The organism is Rhizobium sp. 2YAF20 (genome assembly GCF_052114685.1).
In the GTDB taxonomy this organism is placed as follows: domain Bacteria; phylum Pseudomonadota; class Alphaproteobacteria; order Rhizobiales; family Rhizobiaceae; genus Rhizobium.
Genome location: NZ_JBFRFF010000035.1, coordinates 22,389 through 35,281, shown reverse-complemented (window position 1 = coordinate 35,281; position 12,893 = coordinate 22,389). Strand labels below are relative to the sequence as shown.

Below are 12,893 nucleotides of genomic sequence, written 5' to 3'. Positions count from 1 at the left end.
CTAGAGACCCGGCTCGTCGGTATCCGTTGCCCCATTGGCGGAATTGGTAGACGCGCTCGACTCAAAATCGAGTTTCGAAAGAAGTGCTGGTTCGACTCCGGCATGGGGCACCACCTACCAACGTTGCGGCTGTTTTTGTTGATGAAAATCGGCCTTTTTGCCCCACATTTTAGAACTGTCGAATGTGCGGGACAAATACGAGCTACTTTTGTTCTGGCATGAGCTTATGCATGGCCCCTCAATCACGACGGACAGGTTTTCCAAAGAGGATGTCGGTCTCGCCCACATACGCTTGCAGCCTAGACGTTGACTACCGTTAGGTCGGCGATCTCCTTTCGCGCTTGGCATCCTCGAGTTCAAATTGGATGCCACGCGCGGCCCTTACCAATTCTAGAAGCTTTTGTTCGTCTCTGACGCCTTGGCGATAGAGATGGATGGTTATGGCGGCAACCCTGTTGGCTTCCTCCGAGCCGGGGGCACATTTCTGCTCGTCGCATACGGTGTTGTGGACCGATTGGCAGACGCCAAGATCTCGGGATGTCAGGGGTTCGTCGGTTGGTTTTATCCTCTGTTCTCTCATCGTTTCATCCTCCAAGTGGAACGACAGGAGAAAAAGATAATTCCGGATTTTTCGGACTTCAATAGCCCTAAGGGCTACCACCAAAATCACCAATTTCCGTAGAGCCGAGGCGAACCGGCTAGATGGCGCGAAAAAGGACCATTGCCGGATAGCTGATTGCGGCCAGAACAATCAGCAGCGAGATGCTGGCCTTGAGCAACTTGATACGGCGCGCTCGCGCACCACTCCAATCGTAATTCACGCCTTACCCCCGTCATGCTTCCCATCGCAGCGCCGAACCTAGCGTTAGGCGTCGCCGTTCCAAGGGGCTGACGATGTTTCACACATAAAATCAATCGGGCGATTTCCATGGGCGACATTGTCACCGCTCAACACATTCGCGCCCTACGAAGGGGCAGGTGAAAGCAATATGAAGTCCGTCGTCGTATCGCTTAATCAATTTGGCGCGACGTTCGGGCTGGATAGGCCGCACTGCGTGGCGCAACTGGTCCGACGATCATGCACAAGAGCAGCTACTTTCGCTACGATCGGGAGATCTGAGGGCCGACGCCAGCGCAATCGAAGTACGATACTCGTGCGGATCTCGAAGCACAACTTTGGCGCTTGACTAATTTATATTCAAGGCGCCTAATATTAATGCAGACGTGGATTGAAATAGTATCCCCCATTGCCTGGCCCGTCACCATCCATGGTGGCGGGCCTTTTTTGCATTCGTCCTGCGGCCGACCAGGGCTCGTCGCATTGATCCGAGCGGGTATGGAGATCTGTAGCCCAGGCTGGGCCACGAGATCTCAGCGCTCACGGGTATTAGTTGAAGATGGTGGACACGTCGCTCGCCCCTGATGCACCATCCTCTCGCACTTCCTTCCACTCGCGGTATCGGGCAGCGTCCGAAGTCTGTAGTTTGCGGGCTAAAATTATCGACATGTAGCAAATTCCAAACGTTTCCAGGCATTCAGAGACCAAGACGAACAACGCGTTGAGGATGTTGAGGTTGCCGTCCTGAAAGAGGTCGTCAACGTTGTACGTCGTCAATGAAGCCGCAGCTACCAGGACAAATATTGTGAAGTAGGGCAACACTAGCGCTGCGATCAGTCGGAAAAAAGTCGGCAATAGTTTCCGTCGACCTCTGCCAAAGGCGTCCACCAAGCCTGTAGTCGAGCCGGCAATTCCGGCGATCGGCCAAGTTCCGACAAGGGCAAGTATCAACGCATATGAAACGGACATTAGTACCGCACAGAGGAATACAAACCAGCCTTTCGAAAATGAGTGGGCGCCCCAGGCAAGCGGGATGCCAACACCGATCGCCATCGCCGCTAGCATTAGAAGAAGATTTTTCCAGATGAAGCCGCGGAGACCGGGCATCTTTCCTCGGCTGCGCCCAGAACCGGGGGCGAGGCCATTGAGAATTTCATTCTGAACGTAATACGCGAGGTAAAACGTGGCAAAGAATGCGGCAGACTTGGCTTTCCCGCCGCTGAATTCGTTGTAAGCCACTATCGCCCAACCCAGTGCAACCATGGACATGAACATGAATGGATTACGCTTTACAAAGGAAAACGTCTCTAGAAACACAGCAACCCCCCACTGCACGAACACTCGCCCCTGAATTGAAGGTATCGTCAGAAAAATGATGCTGTCAAATGTTCAAAGGGACTTGGCGCAACCTGATGGGATATCGCCTCAGCCCGATCTCATATCTGTGTGATCTGCTTCGGGTTGTATCCGGTTGCCCACCATCGCCGGGTACGCAGGGTTATGCTCTGCGGAGGCTGGCGGACCCGTGCCCGGAGCGTTGCCAGCCTCTCCCTTGAGGGCTTGCAATAACAGGTCCCCATTTACCGCCATGGCAATCGTGAGCCATCGAGCCATATGCCGCCGCTTCGTGGTGTCTTCTGTTATGCTGACTGACTTTCGAGCGGTAACAAAACGAGCCCATCGTCAGGCAGCGGTCGCTGCAACGCCTTCGCTTCTTCCCATGGTGCCGTCAGCCAGATTTCGATCTCTTCGGATGTGGTCAAGATCACCGGCATTGCCTTCGGGTGGATCGGCGCGACGACTGAATTCGGCTCACATGTCAGAAAGGCATAAAGGTGATGCTGACCGGCACGTGGTGTCTTTACCGAGCCGCGCACGCCATGCCAAGTCGTCCAGACACCGGCAAAGAAGGCAAGGGGCTTGTCCTTATCGAGGGCAAACCAGCGCTTGGTCTTCTTCGGCTTGGTGTCTTCCCACTCACAGAACTCAGTCCAAGGAACAAGGCAGCGACTATCGGGGCCTAGCCAGCGCCGCCAATGCGGCGAGCCGATGTTGCGGATGTTGGTCACGCCGCTATCAGGCTTTCCATTGGTGAGAAATGGCGGTGACGGCATGCCCCAGGTCAGTGCTGCCAGCTCGCGCCCCTTCGGCCTGTTGCGGACTACCGGGCCGGAGCGGTCGGGATAGACCTCGACGGTTGGTTCCATGTTGCCGATGCTGTCGATCATGGCGTCAGTGATTTGCCTGATGGCTTCCTGGTTCGATGTCATCCGGTAGAGATTGCAGATTCCATCCTCCGAAGGCGTCCAGTGGCCGAGCTTTGACAGCTCGGATGGATCGATGATCTCACCCTTGTACCGCTGGCGAAACTGCAGCGCAGCTTCGCGCTCGGCAAAGCAAAAGACCAGGTAGCTCTCATCGTAATATCGGGCCGAACGACTGTGCGGCGAACATCCCAATTCGGTGGCGTCTGCCATGATCACCATGCGCTCCGAAACCGGCCGGTACTCCCAGGCCAATATGACCTGATGCGGCCAGCCGACATCAACGAAATGCCGGGTGATCTCGCCTTTTCGTCTGCTCATTGTCTTCCTAAAGCATCACGTCTTCCCAGACCGGCCGTTGGATGGTCTTGATCCGCACCAGCTTGCGAATGGTCATGCCGACCATTTCCCGCGCTGTCGGAAGCTCGAAGATTGCGTCCATGTAGTCCTTGCGCTTGCATTTTTCGCAGCGGAAGCGTCCGGGAATATCGAAGATCGCCACGTCGCCACAGACCAGCAGCATGTCGCCGGCCCGATAGCGCCGGGTCATTCTGCACCAGGTGCAGGTGATCTTGACGAGCTGGCCGATGTCTTTTGCCTTTGACATCGTCTGTTCTTGCGCTGCCACGTAGGGGTGCGGAGGCCATTTTCGATGGGATTCTGGCATGTCTCAGGGCCGATCGAATGCCGGCGTCCATCCTCGAACCAAGCCTCGGCTCAGAGCACCGGATGCCAAGGCAAGTTGTTCGCGCAGGTGGCGGCCGTCGGCAAGGAGGGTCGCGATCGTCGCTCGTGCGTCACCGTCATGACAGGCGATGGCCGCGTCGATCTCCGGCTGGCCCTCACTGCAGATTTGATGTGGCTCGTTCAATGTCGTCTTCCTCGTCATCTGCAAAGATCAGGGGCTGGGCCGCTTCCTTCAGCCACAAATCGACGGCGTCGTCCGGCGATGCACAGGCGTAGCGCTTGACAATCAACGGAACGCCGTGACCGACGTAGGCGACAAGCGCGATGCCCAATTCCTTGCTGAATGCGATGTCCAGTTGATTTCCTGATTGGCCGCTATCGAGTGTGCCATCGAACGCGACTTCCATATTGCGAAACGCCTCAAACGATTGGGGACATTCTTCGCGAGCGATCGCATCAGATATCGCGCTGTTCAAGCGACAGGAGTCGAGGATTTCGGGAAATTCCTCGGCGGCCTTCAACAGATATGGCTCAAGACTTTCGATGTTCATAATTGGTCGGGTCAGGGTTAGATAACCCTGGTCCAGCTCTGCCCTCGGCCAGACGCCGGCCTTCTCAAAGTAGCTGTTTTTAAGCAACATCTCTCCGTCCTCCTGTGTGGTTCACAGCAGCCAAACCGTCGGCGTGAATATGAATGCCGCTTGCTGCGGCTTCGATGTTCTTATTATGTTCTAGTTTGCAGCAGAGTCAAGCCGACGAAATGGTAGGGAGGCGCTGAGAGCTGTTATGGTTGGCCAGCGGTAGCGGCTGGACGTTCAGTTAACCTTTGCCCGCTGCTTCGGAATGAAATGGATAATCCGATAGCTTTCGCTTTCCCAAATGCCGACGGCTTTAAGCCGAGGGCTTTAAAATGGTGGTCTAGGATGGCTCGCCATTCGGTCATGCGACTGGCTGGCTTTGCACTGGGGTTCATGTCCATCCAGATCCGACAAGCTATTCTATAGCGACGAAAGGAACCCGAGGATGGGCCCCGCTGGGCATCTATCAAGGGCCAAGGTTGGGCAAAAGCCTTCCTTGCCCGATCATTTCAACCATTCAGGTCGCCGGCGCCACCTCAGGTCGCTCTTAAGACTCTTCCCGGCTGCTTTTCTATCGCCTTTGAGGTGATCCATATATTTACCGAGTATGCTGTTGAGAAAAACGTGGGACCTCGTGAGGCTGGAACCCAAAAGCTTGAATTTCGCCTCTCCGTCTCGCTCCATTTGCTGGACGATCTTCCAAAAAAGAAAGCTATCGTGGCTCTCTTTTTGAGTGAGGAAGTAACCGGACGCATAAATGTCCTCGAAACGCTCGGCGAACGTCAGTATTTCTTCATGACGGAGGTTGTATCCCACCCATCCGCATTCCGGGTATATTTTCCGATTGAGGTAAGCTGCAAGCTGGTCGCCTTGTGGCGCAACTCTCTCAAGAAGGCTATGGGGAATTTCGGTGTGAGTGACTGTATCAGCATCGAGCCATATGAGATGATCTGCAACTGTCCGGCATCTGCGGATCGCATCGGTCACGGCGTAGACCTTGTTGGAAAAGCGAACAGCATCCCACAGGAAATTGCGCTCTAAGCTGTCGCTAGATGGTCGAATTCCCTGGGCCAACGGGTTCTCGCCAAATGCTTTTCGAAATTCGAGCAAACGTGGCAGGGTTGCATTTTGGTCGAAGATCTGAAGACGGCTATCCCTTTCCTCGACATCTACATCCTCAGCGTACACCAAGAGCGACACGTCTTTGGGCCAGTATCGAAGAAAGCTTTCGATGCATCGTTTGCCATAGTCGCGGTAGCCCTGTTCGTGAAACGTCGTCACAACGACATGTCGTTGCCGCTCTTGCGGCTGCAATTGAACGAAGGACATTGACGGCAGGCTCCACGGCAAAATTTTGCCGATCCCTACAGGTTGTGTGTGAACCGTAACTGATGAGTTGCGTGGGATAATCGAAACGAAAAGACAAATGATTTCAAGCGTAGGCGTTTTGTCCCCCAAACTCACAAGGTATTGATGGCGTGCGCTTTTTCCAGTTCGGCATGGGACACCACCTGCAAAGCCTTCGAAGACTTCAAGAAGGCCAACGAAGAGAAACTGAAGGCCAAGGCCGATGTCATCCTCGGCGAGAAGGTCCAGCGCATCGACGATGCCGTTGGCAACTTTCAATAAGCGATCGATGATCTCAACACCACGGTGGCAGCATCCCCCCCAATGGTTGAACTAAAGATCGTTGAATGAATTGATAAAATAACGCTTCAAAACGAAACGAGCAGGTGGCGGTGCGGAGGTAGAAATCGACTATCCTGCACTCGACAGCGATCTGCGCACGAACGCGACTGCAAAGCAGAACCGCATCGATCTGAATGACCCGACCGTCTCCGCTCAGGAGACGGTCGAACGCAATCTCGGCTATGCGAGCGCCGCTTCGAAGGCAAACGAAGAATAGGCTTCACGTTCGGCCGACAGAGCGAGGTCAGCGTGCCATCGACTTATTGCGCCGGCTGTACCGCCGGCGTCGCTTGCTGCTGCTGCAGCTGTTGTTGCTTCAGCTTTTTGTCGGCGATCTGCTTCTTGTGCAGTTCGTGTCCGGCAACACAGCCGCCGACAGCGCCAAGCACGGCATGATGGCCAGCATAGTGGCCGGCCACGGCGCCAGCCGCGCCGCCGCTGATGCAGCCAACGGCCTGGGCTTCAGTGCTTGCACCCGCGATCGCGAGCAGTGCCGCAGCAATCATGATCTTCTTCATAGTGACCCCGCATGGGTTGGTTGTTGTCTGTTGCCATTAATACGTCGCCTAACTGAACCCCGACTGAATGGACTGTTCATCGAGCGGGTCCTTCGTTCACAACAAGGGTCGCGAGCGCCGCTCCGAAGACCGAAGAGCCGCTGTGCCAGTCATGAGGCTATCTGCCTCCACCTAAGCATTCACGAAGATGACCACGATCGTGAGTAACAGCACTCTTCAAGCCGTCTATGGTTGGACGTATGAAAGAGCCAGATAGATCGTCAAGGAGGAAACTGCGAGTAAAATGCCTGCCTTTGATCCGGTCAAGGACCGGTCGATGGCGAGAGACAGCGCAATGGCGAATGCTGTCAGGGTGAGGCCGCGGCTTACGCCGACATGTTGGAGAGCAAAGGATGCCGAGCAAAGAAAGGCGGTCGTCGCTAAGGTGGTCGAAGGTGCTTGTAGCAACATGACATCCGTGTTGGGCTGCAGAAGCGCAAGCATCCGTTTGAAGCTGCACGTCATGGCAAGCCCAAGCAGCAGGCAGACGACCCAATCATCGACCATTATCTTCCTCCTACCGCGGCGCCAACACTCAATCTGCTGTTTGTCCCAATCCCCATGGGTCCTGTAATCGCCACCGCAAGGACGGCACCGAAGGCGACCGCTCGTCCGCTCTCGAAAGCCCAGAGGGCGAAAAATTTCGCAGGGCGTGTGAGCCGCAGCAGTGGAGCCTCGTATGCGACGTCTACTCCGCAGCGGCGACGCGACATCCATCGATGATCCCCCTGATCTCGGCACGGCAGGAGCCGCAATTGGTTCCGGCATTGAGTTCCTTGCCGACAGCCTCGACACTGTGGAAGCCGCCACGGACGGCAGCGACGATCTGGTTCACGCCAACGGCGAAGCACGAACAGACCGTTGCGCCGGGGTCGGACTTGCCGATGCCGGGGCGTCCAGCAACGACGGCATAGCGCGTGCCGGGATCGGCATGGGAGGCGGAGAGTTGCCCAATCGCCCAATTGCGGGAGACGGCCACCGGCTGGTCTGCAAGGAACAGCGCGGCCAGCAGTCTGTCGCCGTCGAAATAGGCAAGCCGGAAGAGGCCGGAGCGTTGATCGACATAGCCGATGGGCTCGCAGTGCAGCGGCAATTCGAATGTCTGGCGACACCATGCCCGCCAATCCGCCCCCGGTTCACTGAAGGCAAGTTCCGTCCGCCATCCGCCATCCGCCTTGGCGACCGCCCAATAGGCTGCATCAAGATTGGCGGGCCTTCGCGCCGACACCGCAAATCCATACGATTTGACGCTGAAGGGCCGCGCGGCAACCGCCACGTTCTTCGATGCGGGTTGTCCTGAAACGGGATCGACGACCGGAGCAACGACAGCATCGATGCGCGCCATGGAGGCAAATTGACCGTTCCAGTGCATCGGAACGAATAGCCCTCCGGGAGATTGGCGTTCGGTCACGAGTGCTCGGACGACGGCCTTGCCATACGGACTTTCTATCTCGAGAAGTTCCGCGCCGCGCACTCCGATTGCATCGGCATCTCGCGGATTGATCTCGGCGAATGGCTCGGCGATATGCGCAGACAGGCGTGCGCTCCTGCCTGTCCTGGTCATGGTGTGCCACTGGTCGCGAATCCGGCCGGTATTCAGCGTAAATGGAAACGCTTCATCCGGAACCGGCAAGGCAGGGGCCTCCACGGCGACGAAGTGCGCCTTACCGTCGGGGTGGAAGAAGCCACCGTCTGCGAAGAAACGCTTATCGGATCTGTCATCGCCTGCAGGCTGCGGCCACTGGAAGGGTTCCAGTGACTGATAGGCGTCGGCGTCGATATTGGCATGGGCTCCGATGTCGAAATCGCGGCCGCCTTCGTTCTCAAAGGCTGAAAGTCCGGCGTGCTCGGCAAAGATTGCGGCGGGCGTGTCCTGACCAAAGGCGCTGCCAAACCCCATGCGACGGGCAACTTCGGCGATCTGCCACCAGTCCGGCTTTGCCTCTCCGGGACTGGCGAGGAAGGCCCGCTGCCGGGAGATCCGCCGTTCCGAATTCGTTACCGTTCCGTCCTTTTCTCCCCAACCGAGGGAGGGAAGCAGGACATGGGCGACGCGGGTCGTGTCGGTCTCGCGCTGGATGTCTGAAACCACGACGAAGGGGCAGGCCTCTATCGCCGCCTTGACACGATCGGCATCCGGCATGGAAACGACCGGATTGGTCGCCATGATCCACAATGCCTTGATGCGTCCGTCGCCGACCGCCCTGAACATGTCCACGGCTTTCAGCCCAGGCTTTTCCGCCATACCAGGAGATTGCCAAAAGCGCTGGACGCGGCCGCGATCGTCGGGGTTTTCGATCGACATATGGGCGGCGAGCATGTTGGCAAGCCCGCCGACCTCGCGCCCACCCATCGCGTTGGGCTGCCCTGTCAGGGAAAATGGACCCATTCCCGGGCGGCCGATCCGACCTGTCGCCAGGTGGCAATTGATGATGGCGTTGACCTTGTCGGTCCCCGTTGAGGACTGGTTGACGCCTTGGCTGTAGCAAGTGACCGTCCGTTCCGTCGCCGCGAACAGGCGAAAGAATTCCCTGACCTGCATGGCCGGCAGACCGGTGCGCATCAGGACATCCGGGAAGCTTAAGGACGAGGCGGCAACGAAAGCCTCGCCGAATCCCGTCGTATGCGCCGCGATGTAGTTCTCCGCGACGGCCGAAGTTGCCGAGAGATGGGCAAGCAGGCCCATGAACAGCGCGACGTCGCCATCGGGACGAATTGCCAGATGAAGGTCGGCAATGTCGCAAGTCGCGGTCCGACGAGGGTCGATGACGACGATCCTCATGTCCGGACGCTGCACTTTTGCTGCCGCCAACCGCTGGTAGATCACCGGATGACACCAGGCGAGATTGGAGCCCGTCAGGATCACCAGGTCCGCAAGCTCGATGTCCTCATACATGCCCGGCACCGTATCCGAACCGAAGGCGCGGCGATGGCCCGCCACCGAAGACGACATGCAAAGCCGGGAATTCGTATCGATGTTTGCAGAGCCGATGAAGCCTTTCATCAGCTTGTTGGCGAGGTAATAGTCCTCGGTCAGAAATTGTCCGGAGACGTAGAACGCGACGGAATCTGGCCCATGTTCGGCAATGGTCGTGGAAAAGCGTTCGGCGACGAGATCGAGAGCCTGATCCCAGCTTGCAGCTTGACCATTGATCTCAGGGCGAAGCGCCCGTCCGTCAAGATCGATGGTCTCGGCCAAAGCCGAGCCCTTGGAACACAGTCTTCCGAAGTTGGCGGGATGATCGGGGTCGCCTTTGACAGAGACGACGCCGTCATCGGCGACCTTGGTAATGACGCCGCAGCCGACGCCGCAATAGGGGCAGGTCGTCTTGGTTTCAGTGGGCACCCTTGATCCCCCTGATGCTTAGTCGCCGATGGCTTATGCCTGCCTGCTTCGTCGATATCTCACCCGCAAGGGGATGATGTCTCGAACCTGCAAAGAGGGGTATCGTGACGCGTGCTGTCATCTTCACTCCGCCGCAACCATCTGGGCGCTCTGCTTCAGGGTAATGAACAGCGCTCCATTCTCGTTGCGCAAGGGAATGGTCCTCACCTGCCCCTCGTCGGCGCCCAGCGCCTTGCCGGATTCCAGCGAGATGACCCAGTTGTGCAGCGGGCATGTGACCGATGTGCCGTGGACGATACCCTGGGAGAGTGGCCCGCCCTTGTGCGGGCAATGATCCTCGATGGCGAAGACTTCGTTTTCGGCCGTGCGGAACACCGCGACCTTGCCCTCGGGCGTCTTCACGCAGCGCGCGCCACGCAGCGGGATATCGGAAATGTCACCGATTGCGATCCAGTTCACGTCCATCTCCTCACTCCGCCGCCTGATGAAAGCCGACCGTCGCCATCGGCCGGAACTCATGCTTGTCCTTGCCGGAAACCCGCTCCGACCACGGATCGACCTGCGCGAACGTCTGGCTGAAGACAAAGCGGTCGTAGTAGCCTTGGCGCTTGTCCRSGTCGTCCATGATCTGGCGACGGATTTCGTCAAGACCGATGCGYTTTGCCCATTTGTAGATGCGCTCGAGATARCGTCCCTGCTCGCGGTACATTTGCGCCAGTGCCACGATGTGCTCCAGCGCCTCGTCCTGYGTTTTCACCAGGCCTAGAACCTCGGTGCCCTTGATGTCGAGGCCGGCCGCACCGGCGAAATGGATTTCGAAGCCTGAATCGACGCAGATGACGCCRATGTCCTTGCAGGTTGCCTCGGCGCAATTGCGCGGACAGCCGGAGACCGCCAGTTTCARCTTGGCCGGYGTCCACGAGCCCCACATGAATTTYTCGATGCGGATGCCAAGGCCGGTCGAATCCTGCGTSCCGAAGCGGCACCAGTCCGATCCGACACAGGTCTTCACGGTGCGCAGGCCCTTGGCATAGGCCTGGCCGGAGATGAACCCYGCCTTGCCGAGATCGGCCCAGACGGCGGGAAGGTCCTCCTTCTCGATGCCGAGCAGGTCGATGCGCTGGCCGCCGGTCACCTTGACCATCGGGATTTCGAACTTGTCGACGACGTCGGCGATGGCGCGCAGTTCGTTGGCGTTGGTCACCCCACCCCACATGCGCGGCACGACGGAATAGGTGCCGTCCTTTTGGATGTTGGCGTGGACGCGCTCGTTGATGAAGCGCGACTGGTAGTCGTCGGCGTATTCATCCGGCCAGTCGCAGACGAGATARTAATTAAGGGCCGGCCGGCACTTGGCGCAGCCGCAGGATGTCTTCCACTCCAGCTCCTGCATRACGGCTGGAATGGTCTTCAGGCCCTTGGCCTTGATCAGGCGGCGGACATCGTCATGGCCGAGCTCCGTGCAGGTGCACATCGGCTGCACCGCTTTCGGATTGTAGCTCTCGCCAAGCGTCAGTGACATCAGTTGTTCGACAAGGCCCGTGCAGCTGCCGCAGGATGCGGATGCCTTGGTGTGGGCGCGAACCTCGTCGAGYGCCGTCAGGCCCTTGTTGGTTATCGTCGAGACGATCTTGCCCTTACAGACGCCGTTGCAGCCGCAGATTTCCGCATCATCCGGCAAGGCTGCAACGGCCGCCATAGGGTCCAGCGGTGACCCTCCCTGGTAGGACTGGCCAAAGATCAGCGTGTCCCGCATCGCGGTGATGTCGGTCGCCTTCTTCTTSAGGTCGTTGAACCAGGCACCATCAGACGTCTCGCCGTAGAGCACTGTTCCGATGATGCGATTGTCCTTCAATATGACGCGCTTGTAGATGCCGCCGGCGGCATCGCGCAGGACGATCTCCTCGCGGTCGTCGCCGTCGGCAAAGTCGCCGAGCGAAAAGAGGTTGATGCCGGTGACCTTGAGCTTCGTCGGCGTGTCGGAATGAACGAAGGCCGCCGATCTGTCACCGGCAAGATGGGCAGCCGCGACCCGCGCCATTTCGTAGAGCGGGGCGACGAGGCCGTAGACCTGTCCGCTGACTTCTGCGCATTCACCGAGCGCCATGATGCTGCCATCCGAAGTCTGCATGCCCGCGTCGACAACGATGCCGCGGTTAACGGCGATACCGGCGTCCTTCGCAAGCCCGATATTGGGACGAATGCCGACCGCCATCACGACGAGCGTCGCCGGAATGATGCGGCCATCATCAAGCTCGATGCCCTCAACCTTGCCACTGCCGATGATCGCCTTGGTGTTGGCCTTGGTGATCACCTTGATGCCGCGCTCTTCGACGGCCTTTTGCAGGAGGTAGCCTGCGGCAGGGTCGAGTTGGCGTTCCATCAGCGTCGGCATGACATGTAGAACGGTGACATCCATGCCGCGGGAGGCAAGGCCGGCAGCCGCTTCGAGGCCGAGAAGGCCACCGCCGATGACGATCGCCTTCTCGCGCGACTGGGCGGCAAGCAGCATCGCCTGCACGTCATCGAGGTCGCGATAGGTGATGACGCCGGGCAGATCCTTGCCCGGCACCGGAATGATGAAGGGCACCGAACCGGTAGCGATCACCAGCTTGTCGTAGCTCTCGGTGACACCGTGATCGGACGTGACCGTTTTGGCCGCCCGGTCGACGGCAACGATCTTGTGGCCCTTGTAAAGCGTGATGTTGTGCTTGATGTACCAGCCGTCGCCGTGAATGATGATCTGCTCGTAGTCCTTTTCGCCAGAAAGGACCGGGGAGAGCATGATGCGATCGTAATTGACGCGCGGTTCGGCATTGAAGATTGTGACGTCATAAAAGTCCGGCGCCTTTTCGAGGAGATGTTCCAGCATGCGGCCAGGCGCCATGCCGTTGCCGATGATGACAAGTTTCTGGGTCATTGGATCAATTCCCT

General features: G+C 58.1%; 11 protein-coding genes and 1 tRNA gene. 1 reads left to right on the top strand and 11 read right to left on the bottom strand.

Annotation, left to right across the window (positions count from 1 at the left end; translation table 11 throughout):
• The first annotated feature begins 28 nt into the window (after positions 1-28).
• Positions 29-113 (top strand) — tRNA-Leu (locus AB4Z52_RS28095).
• Between the two features lie 585 nt (positions 114-698).
• On the opposite strand, the gene AB4Z52_RS28090 is transcribed toward AB4Z52_RS28095, so the two are convergent.
• The 11 genes from AB4Z52_RS28090 to nirB all read right to left on the bottom strand — a co-directional run bounded on the left by AB4Z52_RS28090 (position 699) and on the right by nirB (position 12,879).
• Positions 699-821 carry a hypothetical protein gene (locus tag AB4Z52_RS28090; RefSeq protein ID WP_442221168.1) on the bottom strand — a complete coding sequence of 41 codons (123 nt, stop codon included), beginning with the start codon at positions 819-821 and terminating at the stop codon, positions 699-701.
• Positions 822-1,387: 566 nt separating this feature from the next.
• A complete protein-coding gene (locus tag AB4Z52_RS28085; RefSeq protein WP_442221167.1) occupies positions 1,388-2,155 on the bottom strand; it encodes a hypothetical protein in 768 nt (255 codons plus the stop codon).
• 323 nt (positions 2,156-2,478) lie between these two features.
• Positions 2,479-3,126 (bottom strand): SOS response-associated peptidase, encoded by a 648-nt coding sequence (locus AB4Z52_RS28080; protein ID WP_442221194.1) that lies wholly within the window; start codon positions 3,124-3,126, stop codon positions 2,479-2,481.
• 304 nt (positions 3,127-3,430) lie between these two features.
• Complete coding sequence (locus tag AB4Z52_RS28075) at positions 3,431-3,709, bottom strand: hypothetical protein (protein ID WP_442221166.1); 279 nt, start codon at positions 3,707-3,709, stop codon at positions 3,431-3,433.
• A gap of 235 nt (positions 3,710-3,944) precedes the next feature.
• On the bottom strand, positions 3,945-4,430 hold the full coding sequence (locus AB4Z52_RS28070; protein WP_442221165.1) for a hypothetical protein: 486 nt from the start codon (positions 4,428-4,430) through the stop codon (positions 3,945-3,947).
• A 441-nt stretch (positions 4,431-4,871) separates the two neighbouring features.
• The gene (locus AB4Z52_RS28065; RefSeq protein WP_442221164.1) at positions 4,872-5,993 is read right to left on the bottom strand and encodes a hypothetical protein; all 1,122 of its coding nucleotides are present in this window, start codon (positions 5,991-5,993) and stop codon (positions 4,872-4,874) included.
• 323 nt (positions 5,994-6,316) lie between these two features.
• Entirely contained in the window at positions 6,317-6,574 is a 258-nt protein-coding gene (locus AB4Z52_RS28060; protein ID WP_442221163.1) for a hypothetical protein, read from the bottom strand.
• 225 nt (positions 6,575-6,799) lie between these two features.
• A complete protein-coding gene (locus AB4Z52_RS28055) occupies positions 6,800-7,120 on the bottom strand; it encodes a hypothetical protein (RefSeq protein WP_442221162.1) in 321 nt (106 codons plus the stop codon).
• Positions 7,121-7,301: 181 nt separating this feature from the next.
• Positions 7,302-9,959, bottom strand: a complete 2,658-nt coding sequence (locus AB4Z52_RS28050) for a nitrate reductase (protein ID WP_442221161.1) — start codon at positions 9,957-9,959, stop codon at positions 7,302-7,304.
• 123 nt (positions 9,960-10,082) lie between these two features.
• Entirely contained in the window at positions 10,083-10,424 is a 342-nt protein-coding gene (gene nirD, locus AB4Z52_RS28045; protein ID WP_442221160.1) for a nitrite reductase small subunit NirD, read from the bottom strand.
• A 4-nt stretch (positions 10,425-10,428) separates the two neighbouring features.
• Positions 10,429-12,879 (bottom strand): nitrite reductase large subunit NirB, encoded by a 2,451-nt coding sequence (gene nirB, locus AB4Z52_RS28040; protein WP_442221159.1) that lies wholly within the window; start codon positions 12,877-12,879, stop codon positions 10,429-10,431.
• Positions 12,880-12,893 lie beyond the last annotated feature (14 nt).